This is a genomic window from Amycolatopsis sp. DG1A-15b (assembly GCF_030285645.1).
Taxonomy (GTDB): domain Bacteria; phylum Actinomycetota; class Actinomycetes; order Mycobacteriales; family Pseudonocardiaceae; genus Amycolatopsis.
This window is the reverse complement of sequence record NZ_CP127296.1, coordinates 6,038,959-6,060,361: the sequence shown is the minus strand read 5'-3', so window position 1 is coordinate 6,060,361 and position 21,403 is coordinate 6,038,959. Positions and strand designations below refer to the sequence as shown.

20 protein-coding genes are annotated in these 21,403 nt (G+C 72.5%); 12 read left to right on the top strand and 8 right to left on the bottom strand.

Going from position 1 to position 21,403, the window contains the following annotated elements:
- Positions 1-2: 2 nt before the first annotated feature.
- Complete coding sequence (locus tag QRY02_RS27645; RefSeq protein WP_285985759.1) at positions 3-626, top strand: acyl-CoA synthetase family protein; 624 nt, start codon at positions 3-5, stop codon at positions 624-626.
- Positions 620-1,747: a KR domain-containing protein gene (locus QRY02_RS27640; protein WP_285985758.1), complete on the top strand. Its 1,128-nt coding sequence runs from the start codon at positions 620-622 to the stop codon at positions 1,745-1,747. Before QRY02_RS27645 ends, QRY02_RS27640 begins: the two co-directional genes overlap by 7 nt.
- 127 nt (positions 1,748-1,874) lie before the next feature.
- Here QRY02_RS27640 and QRY02_RS27635 read toward each other — a convergent pair whose 3' ends face one another.
- The 4 genes from QRY02_RS27635 to QRY02_RS27620 all read right to left on the bottom strand — a co-directional run bounded on the left by QRY02_RS27635 (position 1,875) and on the right by QRY02_RS27620 (position 7,256).
- On the bottom strand, positions 1,875-3,071 hold the full coding sequence (locus tag QRY02_RS27635) for a PucR-like N-terminal domain-containing protein (RefSeq protein ID WP_285985757.1): 1,197 nt from the start codon (positions 3,069-3,071) through the stop codon (positions 1,875-1,877).
- Positions 3,072-3,097: 26 nt separating this feature from the next.
- Positions 3,098-4,471: a PucR-like N-terminal domain-containing protein gene (locus tag QRY02_RS27630; protein ID WP_285985756.1), complete on the bottom strand. Its 1,374-nt coding sequence runs from the start codon at positions 4,469-4,471 to the stop codon at positions 3,098-3,100.
- 216 nt (positions 4,472-4,687) lie between these two features.
- Positions 4,688-5,605 (bottom strand): alpha/beta fold hydrolase, encoded by a 918-nt coding sequence (locus QRY02_RS27625; RefSeq protein ID WP_285985755.1) that lies wholly within the window; start codon positions 5,603-5,605, stop codon positions 4,688-4,690.
- Between the two features lie 448 nt (positions 5,606-6,053).
- Positions 6,054-7,256 (bottom strand): PucR family transcriptional regulator, encoded by a 1,203-nt coding sequence (locus tag QRY02_RS27620; RefSeq protein WP_285985754.1) that lies wholly within the window; start codon positions 7,254-7,256, stop codon positions 6,054-6,056.
- 174 nt (positions 7,257-7,430) lie between these two features.
- Between QRY02_RS27620 and QRY02_RS27615 the strand changes: the two genes are divergently transcribed.
- Both QRY02_RS27615 and QRY02_RS27610 read left to right on the top strand, forming a co-directional pair.
- A complete protein-coding gene (locus QRY02_RS27615) occupies positions 7,431-8,654 on the top strand; it encodes a PucR-like N-terminal domain-containing protein (protein WP_285985753.1) in 1,224 nt (407 codons plus the stop codon).
- 180 nt (positions 8,655-8,834) lie between these two features.
- Positions 8,835-9,545, top strand: a complete 711-nt coding sequence (locus QRY02_RS27610) for a GNAT family N-acetyltransferase (RefSeq protein WP_285985752.1) — start codon at positions 8,835-8,837, stop codon at positions 9,543-9,545.
- Here the strand turns inward: QRY02_RS27610 and QRY02_RS27605 are convergent.
- Positions 9,435-9,965 carry a GtrA family protein gene (locus tag QRY02_RS27605; protein ID WP_285985751.1) on the bottom strand — a complete coding sequence of 177 codons (531 nt, stop codon included), beginning with the start codon at positions 9,963-9,965 and terminating at the stop codon, positions 9,435-9,437. The two genes, QRY02_RS27610 and QRY02_RS27605, sit on opposite strands and share 111 nt — an antisense overlap.
- Positions 9,966-10,004: 39 nt before the next feature.
- On the opposite strand from QRY02_RS27605, the gene QRY02_RS27600 reads away from it, so the two are divergent.
- Positions 10,005-10,619 carry a hypothetical protein gene (locus QRY02_RS27600; protein ID WP_285985750.1) on the top strand — a complete coding sequence of 205 codons (615 nt, stop codon included), beginning with the start codon at positions 10,005-10,007 and terminating at the stop codon, positions 10,617-10,619.
- On the opposite strand, the gene QRY02_RS27595 is transcribed toward QRY02_RS27600, so the two are convergent.
- Positions 10,620-11,807: a lipase family protein gene (locus QRY02_RS27595; RefSeq protein WP_285985749.1), complete on the bottom strand. Its 1,188-nt coding sequence runs from the start codon at positions 11,805-11,807 to the stop codon at positions 10,620-10,622.
- Complete coding sequence (locus QRY02_RS27590) at positions 11,804-12,367, bottom strand: hypothetical protein (protein ID WP_285985748.1); 564 nt, start codon at positions 12,365-12,367, stop codon at positions 11,804-11,806. The genes QRY02_RS27595 and QRY02_RS27590 overlap by 4 nt, the downstream gene beginning before the upstream one ends.
- 332 nt (positions 12,368-12,699) lie before the next feature.
- Between QRY02_RS27590 and QRY02_RS27585 the strand changes: the two genes are divergently transcribed.
- The 7 genes from QRY02_RS27585 to QRY02_RS27555 all read left to right on the top strand — a co-directional run bounded on the left by QRY02_RS27585 (position 12,700) and on the right by QRY02_RS27555 (position 19,720).
- Positions 12,700-13,932 carry a DUF6801 domain-containing protein gene (locus tag QRY02_RS27585; RefSeq protein ID WP_285985747.1) on the top strand — a complete coding sequence of 411 codons (1,233 nt, stop codon included), beginning with the start codon at positions 12,700-12,702 and terminating at the stop codon, positions 13,930-13,932.
- Positions 13,933-14,000: 68 nt separating this feature from the next.
- Positions 14,001-15,068, top strand: coding sequence for a DUF6801 domain-containing protein (locus QRY02_RS27580; protein ID WP_285985746.1), 1,068 nt, complete (start codon positions 14,001-14,003; stop codon positions 15,066-15,068).
- A 563-nt stretch (positions 15,069-15,631) separates the two neighbouring features.
- On the top strand, positions 15,632-16,834 hold the full coding sequence (locus QRY02_RS27575; RefSeq protein WP_285985745.1) for a PP2C family protein-serine/threonine phosphatase: 1,203 nt from the start codon (positions 15,632-15,634) through the stop codon (positions 16,832-16,834).
- Entirely contained in the window at positions 16,824-18,473 is a 1,650-nt protein-coding gene (locus QRY02_RS27570; RefSeq protein WP_285985744.1) for a sensor histidine kinase, read from the top strand. Before QRY02_RS27575 ends, QRY02_RS27570 begins: the two co-directional genes overlap by 11 nt.
- Positions 18,470-18,910, top strand: a complete 441-nt coding sequence (locus QRY02_RS27565; RefSeq protein ID WP_285985743.1) for a response regulator — start codon at positions 18,470-18,472, stop codon at positions 18,908-18,910. The genes QRY02_RS27570 and QRY02_RS27565 overlap by 4 nt, the downstream gene beginning before the upstream one ends.
- 34 nt (positions 18,911-18,944) lie before the next feature.
- On the top strand, positions 18,945-19,301 hold the full coding sequence (locus QRY02_RS27560) for an STAS domain-containing protein (protein ID WP_285985742.1): 357 nt from the start codon (positions 18,945-18,947) through the stop codon (positions 19,299-19,301).
- A gap of 11 nt (positions 19,302-19,312) precedes the next feature.
- Positions 19,313-19,720, top strand: coding sequence for an ATP-binding protein (locus QRY02_RS27555; protein WP_285985741.1), 408 nt, complete (start codon positions 19,313-19,315; stop codon positions 19,718-19,720).
- Positions 19,721-19,778: 58 nt separating this feature from the next.
- Here QRY02_RS27555 and QRY02_RS27550 read toward each other — a convergent pair whose 3' ends face one another.
- The gene (locus QRY02_RS27550) at positions 19,779-21,401 is read right to left on the bottom strand and encodes a phospholipase C (protein WP_285985740.1); all 1,623 of its coding nucleotides are present in this window, start codon (positions 21,399-21,401) and stop codon (positions 19,779-19,781) included.
- Positions 21,402-21,403: the final 2 nt, after the last annotated feature.

The window sequence follows — 21,403 nt, the reverse complement described above, 5'->3', positions numbered from 1 at the left end:
CCATGACCCTCTCCGAGCTGCTGGCCGGCCGCGCCGCGGTGGCGGGCGAAGCACCGGCCTTGACCTGGTCCCGTCCGGCGGTCACCTTGACCTGGGCCGAGCCGGCCCGGCGCGTCACTTCCGTCGCCGCGGCCCTGCGCCGGGTCACCGAGCCGGGGCAGCGGGCGGCGATCCCCGCTAGGCCGGCCCGGCGGGCGGACGTCGACGCCGAAGCGACCGCGCCGGTCGCTTGTGGACACCCGGCCGGCCAGCGGATCGCGATCATCGCCCGCGGCTACTGGAAGCGGCCCGAGGAGTCCGCGCGCGTGTTCTGCGCCCTCATCACCGGCGACGACGAACCGCGGTGGTGGCTGCGGACCGGTGACCAGGGCTTCCCGGACGTCTCCGGCGAGCTGTGCGTCACCGGCCGGGGCCTCGTCGCCGGGTGTCGCCCGGAGGACCTCGAAGCGACGGCCGAGGGCGAGGTCGAACGGGCGATGCGCTCCTTCGGGGGTTCCGGGTGGCGGAGCCCCCGGCCCGGGGCGGAGCCCCGGTGGCAGCACAGCTGCGCGGTGACGGCGCGGCACGGGCTCACGCTGCGCAGAGTCGTCGCGCTGCCGTCCTCGGCCGGGGACGGCCCGTGGTGACCGGGCCGGCGGAGCGGGCGCTGTCACCGGGCGTCCCGTCCGCCACCTCGTCGTTCGAAGTGACCTGGCCCGAGGTGCCGCTGCCGCCGGTGGGGCCGGACGGGCCGGGCGCGTGGCTGCTGCTCACCGACGAGCACCCGGCGGCGCTCGGCCGGGCCGTCGCGCTGGCCCTGGCGCTGGCCGCGGCGGGGGACGACGCGCTGTCGCTGCCGCGCGACGACCTCGACGAGCTGCCCGGGTTCCTGGCCGAACGGCCGGTGCGCGGCGTCGTCTTCCTCACCGGGTCGCCGTACGCCTACCACGATCCGGAGGCCGCGCAGGAGCTGCTGCTTTCGGTGCTGTCGGTGGTCGCCCGCCTCGGGTTCGGCGTCCGGTTCCACCTGGTCACGCAGGCGGCAGGCGAGCCGGGGCTGGTGTTCCTGCGCGGGCTGGTGCGGGTGCTCGCGGTCGAACGCCCGCGGCTGCGGGCGAGCGTGGTCGACTTCGACGCGCGGTCCGACGTGGACGTCCTGGTGCGCGAGCTGCGGTCGGACGCGCCGGACGACGAAGTGCGCTGGCGGCACGACGTCCGGTACGCGGCGCGGCTGGCCCGCGTGCCGTTCGCCGTCGAGGTGGCGGCCGGGCCCGGGGCGTACGTGGTCACGGGCGGCCTCGGGCCCGCGACCGCGCGGTGGCTGGCGGACACGGGGGCCACCCGGGTCGTCCTTTGTGGACCATACGCAGGGGCGTCCGACGCGGTGGTGATCCCCGGCGACATCGCCGAGCCCGGCGTCGCGGAGCGGCTGGTCGCGGCCGCCACGGCGGACGGCCTCCCGCTGCGCGGGATCGTGCACACGGCGGGCGTCTTCACCGACGACCCGTCGGCCGGCTGGCGGCACGGGGTCCTGGGCGCGCGACGGCTGCACGAGGCGACCGCGGACACCCCACCGGACTGGTGGCTGCTGGGCACGTCGGCCACGGCGTTGGCGGGCGCCCCGGGCGAAACCTCCCGCGCAACCGCGGACGCCTGGCTCGAGGCCTTCGCCGCCTGGCGCCGCGCCCGCGGCCTCCCCGCGACCATCGTCCAGCTCGGCCCCACCCGCCTCCCCGATCTCCCCCGCCCCTACTTCTCCGCCCTCTGACCCGTGTCGTCCCTCCAATCACGCGAGCTGGCTCTCTGATCACGCGTGAGGCCCCTCCCGCACACCGGGAAGGGGCTTCATTCGTGATTGAAGGGTCATCACCCGTGATTGGGGAGTCGACACGATGTCAGGGGAGGGTGGCGCGGAGGGCGAGGATCATCTCGAAGCGGTCGTCCGGGTTGCGGAGGTGGTCCGCGAACAGGGTCTCCAGCTCTTGGGCGCGGGCGCGGACCGTCTGGGGGTGGATCGCGAGGCGGTCGGCGACCTCGCGGACGTTGCCGCACGTCTCCAGCCACGCCAGCAGTGTGGGGGCCAGGCGGTTGTACTGCTTCGGGGTCAACGCCGCCAGCGGGGCCAGGCGGTGGCGGGACACCTCCGTCACGAGGAACGGCTCCTTGCGCAGCCACAGCGTCGCGAGGTGGTCTTCACACCACGTCAGCGGGTCGTCCGGGAGGACCTCGGCCGCCACCAGCCGCAACGCCTCCTGCGCCGTCGCCAGCGACCGGCCCGCCTGGCGCGGCGGTACCGGCGGCCCCACCGCCGCCCGGTGACCGGCCAGGGCGGCCGTCAGCGCGCGGCGGTCCTCGGGTGCCGGCAGCAGCAGCCGCGGGGTCCCGTCTTCGAGGTCCTCCAGCGCGTCCAGCCCGGTGACGTCGGCGGGCCCGTCGAGCGCCACCGCGACGAGCCGGTGCGGCAACGGCCACTCCGCCGCCGTCGCGGCTTCCTGCACCGTCCGTGACGGCGACGGCGGGTCCGCCACCAGCAGGTCCAGCAGCCGGCGCCGGCGCCGTTCCAGCGCGCCGGCCGCGCGCGCCTGGGCCGCCGCGTGGCCCTCGATCGACAGCGCGGACAGCTCGTCGATGTAGGCGAAGATCGCCTCGGCCAGCAGGCACAGCGTCGCCGACGGCACGCCGGCCCGCGTCCCCACCTCCGCCATCCGCCGCCAGGTCACCCGCGCGCCGACCCGGTACGCGGCCTGCAGGACGTCGAGGTTGCGGCCCTGCGCGAGCTCGTGCACGCCGAGCCCGACGAACACCTTGCGCCGCTCGTCCGGCACCGGCCCCGACGCGGCGATCCGGTCGATGAACTGCAGGATCGCCGCCTGGACGCCGGCCCGCAGCGCCTTGCCGAAGGCGCCGTCGAGGGGCCGCGCGTAGTCCGGGATGGTCCGCTGGATCTCGCGCAGCACCTCGTCGGCGACGTCCAGCAGCCGCGGCCGGAACACCGCGGCCAGCTCGCGGGGGAGCATGGCCCACAGCTGGCCCGGCCGGCCGTCGCCGCTCAGCATCGGCCCGAAGGCCGTCTCGACGGGCGATCCCGTCATTGACCCACCTCGTCTTCGAAGGGGACTCAGGAACCGAGAAGGGCCTCCGCCCGCAGCGCGATCTCCATGTCGAGCCGGTCGTCGGCGTTGTTGAGCCGGTCGCCGAACAGGTCGATGAGCTGGTGCATGCGGTACCGGACGGTCTGCGGGTGCACCTTCAGCTTCTTCGCGATCTCGGGGGCGCTGCCGCGGGACTGCAGCCAGATCAGCAGCGTCTCGCCGAGCCGCGCCCGCTGCTTCGGCGTGAGGTCCTTGAACGGCTGCAGGCTGCGTGCGCACAGTTCGCGGACGAGGAACTCGTCGGCGAGCAGCCACAGCGTGGACAGGTGGTCGGTGCAGCGGGTCACCGGCGCGTCCGGGAGCACGCCGCGCTGGAGCAGCTTCAGCGTGCGGCGGGCCCAGAGCAGCGAGCGGGGCGCGTCGGTGAGCCGCACGGTCGGGCCGATCACCGCGCGCCAGCCCGGCAGCCGCTCGGCGAGGTGCTTCAGGTGCTTGTCCGGGTCGCCGGTGACCAGGCACGGCTCGCTGCCCTCGAGGTCCACGAGCACTTCGGAGTGCAGGTCCGGCGCGGCCAAGCTGTGTTGATGGCCGAGACCGTGCTGGTCGGGGCGTGGTTCGAGGGCGACGACGGTGACTTCGGCCGGCAGCGGCCACTGCGCCGTGGCGGCCTGCGCGGTGATGGTCTGCGGTGCGGACGGCGGGTCGGCGAGCAGCAGCTCCAGCAGGCGCCTGCGGCGGCGGGCGCGGGTGCCCGCGGCGCGCGTCTGCGCCGCCGTGTAGCCCTCGATCGAGAGCGCCGAGATCTCGTCGACGTAGGCGAAAATGGCTTCGGCGCTGGTGCACAGCGTGTCCGCGGAGAGGCCGGCGGCCTGCCCGAACTCGCTGATGTGCCGCCACGCGACCCGCCCGCCGACCCGGTAGGCGGTCTGCAGGCAGTCGAGGCTGCGGCCCTCGTTGAACTCGATCTTGCCCAGGTTGCGGAACACGGTCGTCCACGTCTCGAGCGGCACGGCACCGGGGGTGCCGACACTGTCGAGGCACTGGATGATCGACTGCCGGACACCCTGCGTGATGATGTGCCCGAACGCGCCTTCCAGCGGCTGGCGGTACTCGGGCACCGCCCGCTGCACCTCCTGCAGGATGGCGCGGGCGAGCGGGTCGACCCGCGGTTTGAAGCGGATCGCCAGCTCGCGGGGCAGCGACGCCCACAGCCCGATCGCGCCGGAAGCACGTCCGGGCCGGGGATCCGCCGGGGTGCGTGGCGCGGGCGGGTAGGCGGGCCGGGGCCGGTCGGCCGACACGGACTGCTGCCGGTAGGCCGGTCCGGGAGTGCGCTCGCCGGGGTTCGGCCGTCCGGCCCGCAGGGCGGGGGCGGCGAATCCGGTGTCCACGTCGGTCATGTGTTTTATCCTTGCTGGCAACAAAATCGGCCTCGTCGGCGGGAACGCCGATCCGGTTTTTGTGGCTCAGGCAACATAATTTCGTGCGAACGGCACTGTCAACGGGTTGTCCGCTGACTTTGCGGTAACCCGTCCGGACTACACCCGAACGGGTGGAACGTCGCGAGAGGACGTGACACTTCCGGTGCGCGCGAATGGTGTGCGCGTGACAACTTTTCAGCGGGCCCGATCGTCGGTTGTCAGCCGCGTGACGACGTCGTCGAGGGTCAGCCGGGCGGGCGCGGTCTCCGAGAGGAACTCGTTGATCAGGGCGCAGAACCGGTCCGGGTCGGCCACGTGCGGAAAGTGTTTCACGTTTTCCAGTACGGTCAAGCGGCTGTCCGGCAGCAACGCGGCCGTCCGGCGCCCGTGCGCCACCGGGATGAGCGGGTCGCGGGCGCCCCAGACCAGCAGTACCGGCACCGCTTCGGCCAGGTAGAGCTTGTCCACGGCGCTCGCGCGCTGGCCGCGCAGGTCGATCAGGCTGCGCGCGATGAACAGGAACGCCCGCCGTCGCGCGGGGTCGGCCAGCGAGCCGAAATGCCGGGCGAGTTCCCGGGTTTCGGGCTTGAGTGACCCACCGAACCGACGTCCCAGACGCGCTGCCGCCCGCGCGAGGGCGAGCGTCACCCGGTTGACGGCGAGGGCCATTGTGGCCGGTGCGCCCGGCAGGGCGGCGGCCCGCAGCACCGGGCTCACCTCCGGCCCGAGGCCGGCGCTGCCGACCAGCACCAGCCGGTTGCACATTTCCGGGAACTGGTAGGCGAACTGCAGTGCGATGCCCCCGCCGAGCGAGTGCCCGACGACGGTCGCGTGCCGCACGCCGGACACGGCGAGGACGTCCCGCACGGTGCTCGCCATCGCGCCGAGGCCGTAGTCCGCGCGCGGTGCCTCGGATTCGCCGTGGCCGGGCAGATCGGGCGCCAGCACGCGGCGGCCCAGCGCGGCGCACCGCGCCAGAACCGGCGCCCAGGTTTCGGCGCTGCCGGCGATCCCGTGCAGCAGCACGACCGCTTCGTCGCCGTCGCCCGCGGGCGGCAGGTGCTCGTGCAGCCGGATGCGACGGCCGTGCAGGGTGAGGGTCTTGACGGTCATGGGCGGCCTTTCTCGCGGACCCGAAATTAGGGCATCCGGCGGCCGCCGCGGATGTGGTGAACACCACCGCCGGGGAATCACGGACGGGCGTGACAAGAAGGATTGCGGAAACGCGGCGGCGTGTGCGGGTTTCCGCGGCGTCACCGGGAATGCGTATCGACATTCCGGTGGTATCCGGTAATCCTCGGGGCATGGTCGCAATGACGCACCGGACGCGCTGATGTCCTGCCGCGCGAGTTTCCATTTCGTTCCCCAGGGGCCGGCGCCGGGCCCGCGGTGGCCGGGCCGCCGGCCGTGGCGGCGGGTGCTGCCGATGCCGGTGCGCGCGCTGGACCGCGTGGTCAGGGCGCAGGGGCACGGCTCGGGTGGGCCTGTGTGGCTCGGTGAGCCCGGCACCGTGGCGCGGGCGGGCTGAAGCCGCGCGGCCCATCGGCAGCGGTCGGCGCCGTCAGCCCTCCGGGGGCCGGTGGGCGCGCATCAGCCGTTGCGCGCGCAGGGCCAGCTGCATGCCCAGCCGGTCGTCGGCGTCCTTGAGGCGGTCTCCGAACAGCTCCTCCAGCTGGCGCAGGCGGTTGCGGACCGTCTGCGGGTGCACGCCGAGGCGCTGCGCGATCTCAGGCGCACCTCCGCGCGTCTCGAGCCAGGCCAGCAGGGTTTCGCTCAGCCGTTCGCGCTGCTTCTCGCTCAGCGAAGCGAACGGGTCCAGGCTCTGCCGGGCCAGCTCGGCCGCCAGGAAGTCCTCCGCCAGCAGCCAGAGCGTCGCGAGGTGGTCGCGGCACCAGATGATCGGGCCGGGGACGTCCGGGCCGGACAGCAGCAGCGCCCGCCGCGCCGTGCGCAGCGCCGCCGGGGCGTCGGCCAGCGGCACCGTCGGGGAGACCGCCGCCCGCCAGCCGTCGAGCTTGGCCGCCAGGGGGGCCAGGTCGGCGTCCGGGTCGCGGGTCAGCAGGTACGGCTCGGGACCGTCGAGGTCGGCCAGGACGCCGTCGCCGAGCAGGTCGGCGGGGAAGTCCGCCGCGTCGGGGCCGCGTTCGAGGGCCACCATCGCCGCCGTCTCCGGCAGCGGCCAGCCCGCCCCGCCCGCCAAGCCCGCGATGCTGCTCGCCGCGCCTTCCGGGGCGCCGGCGATGAGCTCCAGCAGGCGCCTCCGCCGGACCGGGACGGCGCCCTCGGCCTCGGCCTGCGCCTGCTGGTACCCCTCGATCGCGGTGGCGCACAGCTCGTCGACGTAGGCGAAGATCGCCTCCGCGGCGACCGAGATGACGGCCGGGTCGACGCCGGCGGCGACCACCGCCGGGTGCATCGCTCGCCAGGCCACCCGGGCCCCGACCGTGGCGCTGTCCTGCAGCGCGTCGAGGTTGCGGCCTTCGGTGAACTCGATCCGGCCGCGGCCGCGGTAGAACTCGATCCAGTGCTCGTGGGCCAGCGCCGGATCGCCCATCGAGTCGACGCAGTGCTGCACCGCGAACTCGACGCTCTTCACCAGGACCTTGCCGAACACGCCCTTCAGCGGCTGGCCGTAGGCCGGCACCGTGCGCTGCACCTCCTGGATCATCGAGGCCGCCGCGTGCCCGACGTGCGGGCGCAACCCCGCGCCGAGCGCGCGCGGCAGCGAGGCCAGCAGGCGAAAGCTGCGGTACTCGACCACCAATCCCCCTTCGAGTTCTGCGCCGAGCGTATCCGACGCAGGTGTCACTGAAAAATCAACGACTGGTTCCCTGAAAGGGTGACGCGGGTCAGTCCTTTTGACACGGACGGGTGGGCGTCCTACGCTCCGTGTCAGTATTTTCGGGGCGCCCATTCCCAGTGGAGGACTGAATTCCCCATGCGCGGTTCCGCTGCCTCGGACAGTTCCGTGTGGTCCCGGCTGCCGCAGAAGCTCGGCGACGCGGTCCGTCCGCGGATCCCGGAGATCGCCCGGGCCTGCGTCGACGCGATCGCCGCCGAGATTCCGGAATATTCCTCGAGATTCGCCGACGGACCCGGCCGCGCGAGCGCGATCGAGCTGGCGCGGCGCGGGATCGAGCGGGACGTCGACCGCGTCGGCACGCCCGCGCTGTGGCAGGCCGACCGGCTGGCCGGGTTCCGCGGCCACGGGCGAGACGCGTTCCACAGTGGTCTCAGCCGCGAAGCCGTGCAGGCGGCCGTGCGCGTGTCGAGCCGGGTCACCTGGCGGTGGATCGCCGACATCGCGCGGGAAGCTGGCCTCTCCGGTGACGTCCTGTACGGCGCCGCCGAGGGGATGTTCGCCGACGTCGAGACGTCGATGACGGCCGTCGCGGAGGGGTACAGCGCCGCGGAGGCCGCGGTGTCCGGCACGGGCGAACGGCACCGCCGCCTGCTGCGCGCGCTGCTCGGCGGCCGGGCATTCGCCGCCGAGCCGTTCCCGGCCGAGACAGCCAACGAGGTGGACGGCCTGGCGGCGGCCGGGCCGCCGCTGCCCGAGCGGCTCGCGGCGGTGGCGTTCCGCGCGCTGCCGGGTGCCCCGGAGTTCCCGCCGGACCTGCTGCCGGAGCACGTCCCGGCCGACCCGGCCGGCGACCCGCCGGCGGCCCTCACCCCGGCCCCGGACGTGGACTTGATCGGCTTGACGGGACTGCCCCCGGGCTGGACGGCGGCGGTCGGCCCGCTGGTCCCGCCGGCCCAGGCGCCGGAGTCGTTCCGGGTCGCCCGGCGCGCGGTCGACCTGGCCGCCCGCGGCCTCCTCGACGCACCGGGCCCGGTGATCTGGTGCCGCGACCACGTGACGACGCTGTTGCTGCTCGCGGACGAGTTCCTGGTCGCCCAGCTGGCCTCGACGACGCTGGAGCCGCTGGCGGGGTTGTCCGGGCGCCGCCGCGAGCAGCTGGCGGAGACGTTACTGGCGCTGGTCCGGACCCGCGGGAGCGCACCCGAGCTGGGACGGCTGCTCGACCTCCACCCGCAGACGATCCGGGCGAGGCTCAAGAAGCTGGGTGAGTTGTTCGGCGAGAAACTGGACGACCCGGCCGAGCGGCTGCGGCTGGAGCTGGCATTGCTGGCGGAGCGGGCCCTGCCGGACCGCGGCTGACCGGCCCGGGCCGTACCTGGACGGACGACTCGCGTACCCAGCCGGACGACTCGCGTGCCTGGACGGACGACTCGCGTACCCAGGCGGACGACTCGCGTACCTGGACGGACGACTCGGGTGCCTTGGCCCTTCTTCGCAAAAGGCGCGAGAGGCGCCTGTTCCGGCTCTAGGCTGCCGGACATGACCGGATTGCTCACCGAGCGCCTGCGGCAGGCCTCCGACAACGCTGTCGCCCTGTGGAGCACCCTCGCCCGCGCCCGCGGGGACGACGTCCTCGACCACCCCGCCTTCACCGCCATCGACGGCCGCCGGTTCCGGATCATGCTGCGGACCGCCGCGCCCGGCGACGACGCCGTCCGGGAACTGACCGCGCTCGCCGAGGCCCGCCGGGCGGACGGGCGGACCGTCGTCGTCGAGGATCCCTTCCAGGTGCTCGATCTGACGGAACTCGGGATGGCCGCCGGGCAGCTGCCGGTGATGGCCCGCGAGCCCGGTCCCGTCCCCGCGCCCGCGGACGTCGAGCGGGTCGGCACCGTCGCCGGGCTGGCCGCGGTCGAAGAGCTCGTCGTGCACGGCTTTCCGCTGGAGGAGTACCAGCCCTACCGCCCCGCCACCGTCTTCCCGCCCGGGCTCCTCGACCAGGCCACGGCGTTCTTCCGCAAGGACACCCAGGGCGCCTGCCTCACCATGGCCCACGGCGGTGCCGGCGGCGTCTACTGGGTGACCACCCGGCCCGAACACCGCTCGAAGGGTGTCGGGCGCGCGCTGATGCACGCGGTGCTACGGCACTTCGACGACCTGCCCGTCACGCTGACCGCCTCGCGGTCCGGCCGGCCGCTCTACGACAAGCTCGGGTTCGTCACCCTCGGCGACGCCAACTGGTGGCGCTGACGGGAACACCCACCGCCGGTAGCCGAACCAGCGGAACGCCGTGCCCGCCAGGGTGCCCAGCAGCATCCCGGCGACGAAGTCCGCGATTTCCTGGGTCAGGTACGCGACGTGCGGGACCGACAGGTGCAGCACGTACCGCGACACCAGCGCCGGCACGAGGTTCACGGCCACCGCGCCCGCGTTGACCGCGAGGAACAGCGTCGCCTCGCGCACCCGGCCGAGCCCGCCGCGGCCCGCGAACGACCAGCGGCTCGACAGCAGGTACGCGAACGCCGTCGAGACGACCGTGGCGATCGCGAGGGCCGTCACCGGCTTCTCACGGAACACGGTGAGCTTCAGGCTGTAGTCGCCCAGTAGGGTGACCCCGTACGCGGCCAGGCCGACGACGGCGAAGCGGAGCAGCTCTCGCGGCTCGGGCATGGTTCCTCCAGGTGACGCCGGACAGGGTGGAGGTCTTCGATGGCACGCACAGGCGGTGAGGGCGAACTCCCCTCGGTCGCCGAACTGGTGAACCTTTCGCAGACGAAGCCGCTGATGATCCGCGGTGAACTCGACGCGAAGCTCGCCGAAGAGGCGACCGCCGAACCCGAGCGCACCCTCGATCCGCTGGCCGTCCTCGACGCCGAGCTGGCGGCCGGGGAACCGGAAGAGGACGAGCGGCCGCGGGACGCGCCGCCCGCCGACCGGTCCCGCCGCGCGAAGCCGTACGTCCTCGCCGCGGGCGCGGCCGTCGGGCTCGGGCTGGCCGCCGTCGTGCTGCTCCAGCCGCACCAGGTGGGCGGGACCGCCGTGCCACCGCCCGGCGCCCCCGCCCCGGTCGTGCCGCCGCCGACCTCCGGCGAAGCCGTGGAGACGATGAGCGCCTCCGCCGCCGCGCCGCCGCTCACCGCCGAGGTCCGGCACACCACGCCCGAGACCACCAGCGCGCCGGCCGGTGCCGGGCGCAAGCCCGCACCGGCTCAGCCGCCGGCGCCCGCCTCGACGTCGGCGTCGCCGCAAGACCAGTGGCGCGAGTACGTCAGCTCGGTGATCAGCTCGTGGCAGCAGCACCCCCGCGGCGGCCGGAACCGCTGATCAGCAGCTCGCCGTGGCCGGCTTCCCGGCGATCCGGTCCTTCACGAAGGCCAGGACGTCGGCGTTGCCGGTGTAGACCAGCGTGATGTGGTCGGTGTCGTAGGTCTTCCACGTCTCCTGGACCCCGGCCGCGCAGTACGCCTTGTGCAGGCTGTCGGCCTGCGCGAACTGCACCAGCTGGTCACCGGTCGCGTGGTAGAGGAACACCGGCACCCGCGGCGGGGTCCCGCCGAGCTTGTTCTCGGTCAGCCGCGCCACCCACGCGGGCTTGATGTAGCCCGGGCCGGTCGTGTAGTCCGCGATCTTCTGGTTCGCGTACGTCGTCAGCAGCTCGAACGTGCACGCGCTCTGCTTCATCTCGGCCAGCTTCGCCCGGCCGTTGTCGCTGAGGAACGAGTCCAGCTGCAGTTCGGGATAAGCCTGGTCGAGGCCGAGCAGCGCGTAGGCGAACACGCCAAAGCCGGACTTGCCGTCGAGCTGCAGTGTCACCTGGACCAGGTCGGCCGGCACGCCGCCGGCCGCGATCCCGACGAGGTTCAGTTCCGGCGCGTACGACGGCTGCAGCTCGCCCGCCCACGCCGCGGCGCCGCCACCCTGGGAGTACCCGCGGAAGACGACTTTCGCCGACGCCGACAGCCCGGCCGCGCCGAGCCGCTGGGCCGCGCGGACCGCGTCGATCACCGCGGAACCTTCGGACCGGCCCACGACGTACGTCGTCTTCGGCGCCGGCTGGTAGCCCTCGTAGTCCGGGACGGCGACGGCGTACCCCGCGTCGAGCAGGTCGTCGAGACCGGGTTGTTCGTAGAAGGCGCCGATGCCGATCATCGCCGACGGCGTGCAGGCGAACGCCGGGCCGTGCGTGCCAGGTGCGAACGCGACGATCGGCGCCGTCGCGCGGTCGGCGGTCTTCGGCACCAGCACCGTGCCGGTGACCGCGTCGGGCTGCCCCAGCGCGTTCGTCGACAGGTACATGACCTGCCACGCGTCGACCGACGCCGTGCGCGGGCCGGCGTTCGACGGCCGCCACCGGATCACGTCACCGGGTTTGCCCGCCGGCAACGGCGACGGCGGTACGTAGAACGCGTCGTCGAAGGGACCCGGCGCGGGCGTGGCGGCGGCGGCCGCGGGCGCGAAGGCCGTGGTGAAGACCAGTGCCACCAGCGTGGCGAGCACGCGGCGGGCGGTCACGCGCCGGTCCCGTAGACGCGCTTGCAGGTCGCGGACTCGCTGAAGGCCAGGTTCAGCTCGGGATTCGCCTTGAGGTCCTTGATCGGGCCCTCCGGGTCGGCGAGCTGCCCCATGGTCGAGTCGGCTTCCGAGATGACCTTGCGCAGGCTGGGCTGGTCGGTCACCTGCGCCTGTTCCATCCGGGTCTTCGTCTCGGCGAGCTTGGTCTTCGTCTCGGTGAGGGTGCCGGTCGCCTTGTCCACAGCGGACTGTCCATCCGGGACCGGGGGGACGCCGGCGCCGCGCAGGCCACCGGCCATGTCGTCGAGGGCCGAGCCCAGGCGGCCCAGGAAGTCCACCATCGCGTCCCGGGTCTTCACCGGGTCGGCGTCGTCGACGGACGGCGGCTGCGAGAGCTTCGCCGAGCCCGCGGCCACGCCGGTGCACACCTTGTCGACCCAGGCGAGCGCCGCGGGGTCGGCGTGCCGGCCCGGGTCGGGCGGGGTGTCCGAAGCGCACGCGGCGCACGACAGAAGCGCGGACGCCGACATCACGAGCACCGCGCTGTGCATTCTTTTCATGGGTTTCGAAGCTACGCGCCACGCTCACGCGCGAGCAAGAACGGAATGGCGGGTTGGCACGTGCGTCAACATTGCGGCACCTGGATTTGTTACGCGTGTCAGCGGTTCGAAGGTGGCGCTGTGCTGGGGAAACCTTCCCTGCCCTGCTAGGAACCCGGCGGGGGTGGCGTGCCGGGATGACAATTTGCGGTGCCGATGTGACCTTTTTGCCGAAAGCCCTTGATCGGTGCCATCCGCGCTCGTTAGCTTACGTTCCGGTCGCGATTGAAGGCTGTGTCTTTCAAAGAATGCGCCGCCGTTTCGTATCACTGTTGATACACGGAAGGACCATCGTGAATCACCCAAGAGGCAAGAAGAAGACGGTCGCGGCCGCCGCGGCCGCGGGTGCGGTGGGGCTCATCGCCACCGCGCTCGTCGCCGGGGCGCAGACCAGCGCCGCCGACCCGATTTCGCTGACGCTGAACTACCACTGCACCTTCCCGCTGGTGGGTTCCCAGTCGCTGAAGGTGGTGATCAACACCGACCTGCCGACCACGGTGAACACCGGGCAGCCGACCGGCGCGTTCGACATCAAGGCCGTGTCCACCATCAACGCGGACACCGTCAGCGGCCTGAGCCTGATCGGCGCCACGACGCTGGAAGGCACCGCCACCGCCGCCGCGACCGTCGCGGCGCCGAGCCTCAACCTGCCGGTCAGCGTCCCGATCACGCTGGACAAGACGAACATCCCGGCGTCCGGTGAGATGAACATCAACGCCGCCGGCAAGACGCCGTCGCTGACGTTCACCCAGGCCGGCCAGGCGAAGATCACGGTGGGCGACCTGAACCTCAAGGTCACCCCGCGCAAGGCCGACGGCTCGGTCACCGGCATCACGCCGGACGGCACGATCGACGCGCCCTGCACGCAGGACAGCGGGCAGAACAACACCCTCGCCACGATCACCATCAACGGCGGTGGCGGGACGACGACCCCGCCGGTCACGACCCCGCCGGTCACCACGCCGCCGACGACGACCACGCCGCCGGTGACGACCCCGCCCACCACCACCCCGCCGGGCGGGGGCATCAAGTACTCCTTCGGCATCACCGGGCAGACCGCGCTGAAGTCGCTCGGCAGCACCGCGCCGATCACCGGCTCGTTCGACGCCGACGTCAACCTGTCGGCCAAGACGTTCACCGGGAACCTGCAGCTGAACCCGACGCACACCGACTTCAAGCTGTTCGGCTTCCTGCAGGGCAGCTCGGACGTCAAGGTCGTGCAGAACGGCCCGCAGACCGGTGAGCTGGTGGGCACCGGCTTCAAGGCGCACATCAAGTTCGACACGTTCCTCACCACGGTCAACCTGTTCGGCATCCCGATCAGCACCGACCCGAAGTGCGGCACGGTCAGCTCCTCGACGAGCGAGATGACCACCGGCGCCGACTTCGACCTGCTCAAGGGCGGGAAGCTGGCGGGCACCTACTCGCTGTCCGCGCTGCAGAACTGCGGTTCGTTCAACGACATCATCAGCGCGTTCGCCAAGAGCGACGGCAACTCGCTGGACCTGGTGCTCACCAAGAAGTGACCGAGTCTGCCGGCCCCCGTCGCGCTGCGGCGGGGGCCGGTGCCATGCCCCTCCAGATGGGAGAGCCCGTGCGGAAAGCCCGGTCGTTGCTCGCGGCGGGCCTCGCCTGCTTGCTCGCGTCCGCCGTCGCCACGCCGGCCCAGGCGTCGACGCCGGTCACCAAGAAGCTCAGCTACACCTGCCCGTTCCCGTTGATCGGGCTGCAGAAGCTGGACGTGGCGATCACCGCGTCGTTCGACGTGCCCTCCGCGCCCGGCGGGACGTTCACGACGGCGGATCTCGCGGTGTCGGTGACCGTGCCGGACAAGTCCACCCGAGGCCTGGCCCTGGTCGGCGCGGCGAGCATCGAAGGGACGGCGTCCGCAGGGGTGACGCTGGCCAACGGCCCGCTGACGCTGCCGCTGAGCCTCCCGCTGACGGTGGCGAAGACCGCGCTGCCGCCTTCGGGGGCGTTCACCACGCAGGCGTCCGGCTCGGTGCCGCCGGTCCGGCTGCCGAACGCGGGGAAGACGACCCTCACGATCGGCGGCTTCAGCACCCGGCTGACGCCGAAGAAGGCCGACGGCTCGTTCACCGGGCTGGGCTCGTTCACCTCGGACTGCACCCTCGACGCCGGCCAGGACCCGGTGCTGCTGAGTTTCGACCTCGGCGGCACGCCGGCCCAGCACCGCTACGCCGTGGCCGGGTCGACGGCGCTGAAGGCGCTGGGCGCGACCGCCCCGCTCACCGGCTCCTTCGCGGCCGGGCCGGAGTTCGCCACGGCGTTCGACGAGACCAGTGCGGACTTCCACGCGTTCGGGTTCGTCCCCGGCCGCGCGGACCTGCGGTTCACGCCGGACGGCCCGCAGACCGGCGAACTCGGCGACGGCGGCTTCGTCGCGCACTCGACGTTCGCGCTGGCCCTGCCGCAGGTGACGCTCTTCGGGCTGCCGGTCGCCGGCGCGGGCTGCCGGGCGAGCGCGCCCATCCCGGTCGACCTGCGGACCGGCAGCGGCTTCGCCCTGGCGACGGGCGGCCCGGTCACCGGCACCTACACGATCCCGCCGTTGACCGGCTGCGGTGCGTTCACCGCGTACCTGAGTTCCCTGGTGCAGGGCGAGGGGAACACGTTCGCCCTGACGTTGACCGCCCGCTGACCGCTGGTCACTTCCCGCCGGTAGTACGTGGGGGATGCGTCGGACCACTGCGGGGATTCTGGTCGTCGTCACGCTGCTCGCCACCGCCGCGCCCGGGGAGGGGTGACGCGCACCCAGCTCGCCGACGCGATCGCGGCGTACCGGACCACCGCGGGCGAGCCGCTGAAGCGGCCGAAGCCGTCGTGAAGGACGTCCGGCGGCGGACGACCGGATCCTTGAGTTCGACCAGGACCTCCCCGGCACCGGGGTCGCGTACTCGGCGGCCGCGGCGATCGACGGCGCCATCACCAGCGTCTCCGGGCTGCAGGCCGACACGCGCGCCTTCGCGACGAGCTACGCCGACCAGGTCACCCGCGACTGGCAGGCGTACGTCCCCGCCGAGGACAGCGGCCGCCCCTTGTTCTGAGCGTCAGCCGAACCGTTATCGACCCGGTGTCACATCGGGGTGCTATAAAACGCTACCCCGATGGGACCGGTTTCACCGCTGTAGGCGGCCGTGACCGGTGCCGCTAGGGTTGATCGTCTGGATTGCTGGCTCAAGAGCAGCCGAACGGGAGACGCCGGTGACCGCCGCGCTCGACTCATCGTGGGATCCCCGCACGCGCCTGCGGGTGCTGCTGATCGAGGACGACGACGGCGACGCCCTGCTGGTCGAAGAGATGCTGGCGGACACGTCCGTGCCGTACGCGCTGGAACGCGTCCAAACGCTCACCGCCGCGCTCGACGGCCCGCTCACCGCCGACTGCGTCGTGCTCGACCTGCAGCTGCCCGACGCGATGGGGCTGAGCGGGCTGACCAAGCTCGGGCAGCACGCGCCGGGTGTCGCGGTGGTCGTCCTGACCGGGCAGCACGACCAGGCCACCGGGGTCGCCGCGGTCGCGGCCGGCGCGCAGGACTACCTCGTCAAGGACCAGGTCGACGGCCCGCTGCTGGTGAAAGCGCTGCGCTTCGCCCGCGAACGCAAGCGCGCCGAGCAGGTCGAGCAGCAGTTCCTCCAGCAGCAGCTGCTCGCGCGGGAGAACGCGCGGCTCGAACGCGGCCTGCTGCCCAGCCCGCTGCTGCGCGACCCCCACCTCGACCTCGCCGCCCGCTACCGGCCCGGCCGCAACGGCTCCCTGCTCGGCGGCGACTTCTACGACGCGATCGAGCTCGCCGACGGCACGGTGCACATGATGATCGGCGACGTCTGCGGCCACGGCCCGGACGAAGCCGCGCTCGGCGTCGCGCTGCGGATCGCGTGGCGCTCGCTCGTGATGGCCGGCCTGCCGATGGCCGACGTGCTGAGCATGGTCGAGCGGGTCCTGGTGCACGAGCGGATCGAGCCGCTGTTCGCCACCGTCTGCATGGTCGTCGTCGCGCCGGACCGAAGATCGCTGCGGCTCTCACTGGCCGGGCACCTGCCGCCGCTGCTGCTCACGCCGGGGGACGGGCACCTGCTCTCCGGGGAACGCCTCGGCGTCCCGCTCGGCGTCGTCGAAGGAGCCAAGTGGGACGCGCTGGAGGTTCCGCTGGAGCCGGGGTGGTCGCTGCTGCTGTACACCGACGGCGTGTTCGAGGGGCGCGTCGGTGCCGGGTCCGAACGGCTGGGCCACGAGCGGATGGCCGCCCTCGTACTCGACATCAAGCGGGAAACCGGTCTCCACCACCGGGGCTTGCTCGACGAGCTGATCGCCCGCGCCGAACGGCTCAACGCCGGCCCGCTCGACGACGACGTCGCCCTCGCCCTGCTCAGCCACGACCCGGAAGCCGAGGCCCATGAGCGTTGACGCACCCGGCTGGCCGATCCGCCGCCGGCTGGCGCTGCTCGCCGCCGTCGAGACCGTGCTGCTGGTCGCCGCGCTGGTCGCCGGCGGGATCGCGCTGCACAGCCTCACCGAGGCGCGCACGCGTCTGCTCGACGTGATCGCACCCCAGCGCCTGGCCGCCATCCAGCTGTCCACCGCGCTGCTGAACCAGGAGAGCGGGGTCCGCGGCTACCAGCTCGGCCGGCAGCCGGTGTTCCTGGTGCCCTACACCGACGGGGTTCGGTCGCAGGCCGACGCGGTCGCGCAGCTGCGGCAGCTCGGCGCGGCCCCGGGCACCCGGATCGGCGACGACCTCGAAGCCGTGCTGCGGGCGGCCTCCGCCTGGCAGGACGCGGCCGCGCCGACCATCGCCGCCGACGCGCCGCCGGTCACCGCGGACCAGGTCGAGCGCGGCCGGACGCTGTTCGTCGACGTGCGCAGGGCACTGGACGCCCAGCTCGACCACCTGGTCGCGGTCCGCGACACCGGCCGCGCCGAACTGGACGCGGCGGCGAGTTTCCTGAACGCGATGTCCGTGGTCGTCGCCGTGCTCGTGCTGCTGCTGTTCGCGATGCTGTTCTTCGGCCTGCGGCGGGTCGTCACCCGGCCGATCCTGCGGCTGGCCGGCGAGGTCCGCCGGGTCGCCGACGCCGACGTCCACAGCCCGGTGCACGGGAGCGGGCCGCGGGAGATCGCCCAGCTCGGCGCCGACGTCGAGGCGATGCGGCAGCGCATCCTCGACGAGGTCGCCGAGCTCGAGCAGGCGCACGCCCTGCTGGACCGGCGCACGCGCGAGGCGGAAGAGTCCAACGCGCTGCTGGACCGGCGTACGCGCGAGGCGGAGGAAACCAACGCCATGCTCGACCGGCGCACGCGCGAGCTGGAGCGGTCCAACGCCGATCTGGAGCAGTTCGCCTACGTCGCTTCGCACGACCTGCAGGAGCCGCTGCGGAAGGTGGCCAGCTTCTGCCAGCTGCTCCAGCGGCGGTACCAGGGCCTGCTCGACGAGCGCGGCGAGCAGTACATCGAGTACGCCGTCGACGGCGCGAAGCGGATGCAGATCCTGATCAACGACCTGCTGGCGTTCTCCCGGGTCGGCCGGAAGCCGGGCGAGCACGTCGTGGCCGACGCGGGTGCGCTGGTCGACGACGCGGTCGCGAACCTGGAGGTCGCCCTCTCGCTCAGCGGCGGCAAGGTCTCCCGCGGCGACCTGCCCGAAGTGCGCGTCGAGCCGGCGCTGATGACGGCGGTGTTCCAGAACCTCATCGGCAACGCGCTGAAGTTCAAGGGCGAGACACCGCCGGAAGTCCGGGTCACCGCGGAACGCGACGGCGACGACTGGGTGTTCTCCGTGGTGGACAACGGGATCGGCATCGACGCGGAGTACGCCGAGCGGGTGTTCGCGCTGTTCCAGCGGCTGCACACGCGGTCGGCGTACCCGGGCACCGGGATCGGCCTGGCCCTGTGCCGCCGGATCGTCGAGTACCACGGCGGCCGGATCTGGCTCGACACCGAGGCCGCGGACACCACGTTCCGCTTCACCCTGCCGGCCCGCGAGGACCCGGCTCTCGAGGACCCCGCTCTCGAAGCTCCGGCTCACCAGGACGAGGTGCCCGCATGACGCAGGAGCCGGTTCCGATCGACATCCTGCTCGTCGAGGACGACCCCGGTGACGTGCTGATGACCCGGGAAGCGTTCGCGCACCACAAGATCCGCAACCCGCTGCACGTCGCGGAGGACGGCGTCGAAGCGCTGCGGTTCCTGAAGCGCGAAGAGCCGTTCGGAGCGGCGCCGCGGCCGGGGCTGATCCTGCTCGACCTCAACCTGCCCCGCAAGGACGGCCGGGAACTGCTCGGCGAGATCAAGCAGGACCCCGGGCTGCGCACGATCCCGGTGGTCGTGCTGACCACGTCCGAAGCCGAGGAGGACATCCTGCGCAGCTATGAACTGCACGCCAACGCCTACGTCACCAAGCCGGTCGACTTCGAGAAGTTCGTCGAAGTGGTCCGGAAGATCGACGACTTCTGGGTCACGGTGGTGCAGCTCCCGCACCGGTAGCCGTTTGGCGGGGAGTCGGGCACCATGGGACGCCGTGACCCCTTCGACACCGGACCTGCCCGCCACCGAGCTGGCGGTGACCCTCGACTGGCGGGGCCGGGCCGCGGTGCTGGCCGTCGCGGGCGAGATCGACCTGGTCAGCGCGCCGGAATTCGGGGAAGTCGTCGACGTGGTGCTGGCCCGCGGGCCGGAGAAGCTGGTGGTCGATCTGCGCGAGGTGACGTTCTTCTGCTCGGCGGGGCTGCAGGTGCTCGCGGCGGCCCACCGCAGGCTGGCCGAGCGCGCGTTGTGCGTGGTGAGCGATTCCCCGGTGACGTCGGGCCCGCTGAAGACGACCGGGCTCGACACGTGGATCGGCGTCCATTCGACCGTCGCCGAAGCACTCCGGTGAGGCGGGCGCGGATGCCGGAACCGTTCCGCTGCCACGGCGTGCCCGCGACCCCCGGCGCCCTCCGCCGCCTGCGGCACGACCTGATGTCGTGGGTGCTGGCGGCGGGGGTCGACGAGGACCGGGCGGGCGACATCGTGCTGGCCAGTTACGAAGCGCTGGCGAACGTGGCCGACCACGCCTACGACGGCGGAGAGCCCGGAGTGGTCGACGTCGACGCGGCGGCGTACGCCGACCGGCTCGAAGTGGTGATCACCGACCACGGGCAGTGGCGCACCCCGGTGCCCGACCCCCGGCCGGTTTCGTTGCGCGGCCGGGGGTTGCTGCTGCTGCGGGCGAGCGCCGACCGCGCGGACATCAAGTCCGGTGATTCGGGGACCGTCGTGACCCTGACCTGGGACCTGAACACAGTCAAGCCCTGACCCTCCCGCCCGCGCTCCCCGCCCCCGAAGCCGAGGGCGGGGAGCGCCGGTGGGGCCGTCAGCCGTGGACCACGGCTCCGGTCTTCGGGTCGAGGGTGACCTTCCGGGCCTGCGGCCACCAGAAGTCGAACATCCCGTTGAGCGAATTGGCGCGCGCGTCGAACGACGTGTCGCCGATCCGGCCGGTGAACCAGTTGTCCTCGATGAACTTCAGCACCGACGTCTGGTCCGTGAGCGTGTGGTCGACGTGGTTCACCTTGCTGAACGGCGAAACCACCAGCAGCGGCAGCCGCGGGCCGTAGCCGCAGCGGTCCGCGTAGCCGCCCAGCGTCGTCGGCTTGGCCGTGCACACCGCCTGGTCCTGCGAAGCGTCGTGCGAGCCGTTGAGGATCGGCGACTTCTGGTGGTCGTACCAGCCGTCCGAGTCGTCGTACGCCAGCACGATCGCCGTCGAGCGCCAGTCCGGGGACTGCTGGATCTTGTTGATCTCGCCGACCACGAACTGCTGCTCGTCCAGCGGGTCCGAGTAGCCCGCGTGGCCGTCCTGGTACTCCGGTGCCTTCAGGAAGCTCACCGCGGGCATCGAGCCGGCCTTCAGCGCGTCGTTGAAGTCGGCGATGTCGTACTGGTGGTTCGCGCGGTCGGTCTGGCCGATCGCCTGCACCGACGACGGCGCGAGGTGCTTCGGGTTCGCCGTCGACGGGTAGTACTGGAACGGCTCGTGGTGCGGGCTGTAGTCGACGACCGCGTTGCCGCCGATGTTCTGGTGGGTCTGGCCGCAGACCGCGTACCCGTTGGCCGTGCCCGTCGGGCGGAAGCCACCCTGGAACCAGCCCCACGTCACGTGGCGCTGGTTGAGCAGGTCGCCGATGTTGCGGCCGTGCATGGTGGCCAGGTTGTCCTTGCTCGTGTGGTTCTTGCCCGAGCAGTCGTCCCACGCCGGGTCGGGGTCGTTGATCATCGTGCCGACGCCGTTCACGTCCGGCGACTGCACGGCGTAGGCGTCGCTGACCGGTTCGTGCGTCACCGGGTCGACGGCCTGGACGCCGTGGGTGTTGCCCGAGATCAGGTCGATCGCTCCCGGGCTGGACGGGCCGAACACCGTGTTGAACGAGTTGTCGTTCAGCGCGTAGTGCTGGGCGTAGTTCCACATGCCGGTGACGGTGTTGCCGTCGTAGTAGTCCATGACCAGGCCGGGCTCGCCGAACAGGATCGGCTGGCCGGTGCACTTGTCCGTCTCGGTCTTCTCGACGAACTTGTCCATCTTGCCGCCGTTGAACGCGGCCTGCTCGGCACCGTAGTTGTGGTTCTGGTCACAGGTCAGCGCCTGCTGGGGTGTGAGCCGCTTCGGGTTGTACGCGTTGGGGTTGTCGGTCAGCAGCTGGTGGTCCAGGCCGTTGACCTTCGGGGTGCCGTGCGCGGCGGTGAACGGGGTGCCGTCGGTGTTGGCCGCGTTCGGGTAGGTGCCGAAGTAGTGGTCGAACGAGATGTTCTCGCCGAAGATGACGACGACGTGCTTGATCGGCGTCGAGGTCGGGATCCAGTGCGCGGGGAACAGGTTCAGCGGCTGGGCGTCCGCGGTGGTCGCCGCGGAGCCGGTGACGACGGCCAGCGTGGCGACCGAGGCGAGGGCCCCGGCGCCGAGCAGGCCACGCCGCCGCCGTCGGTTCTTTCTGTCCACAG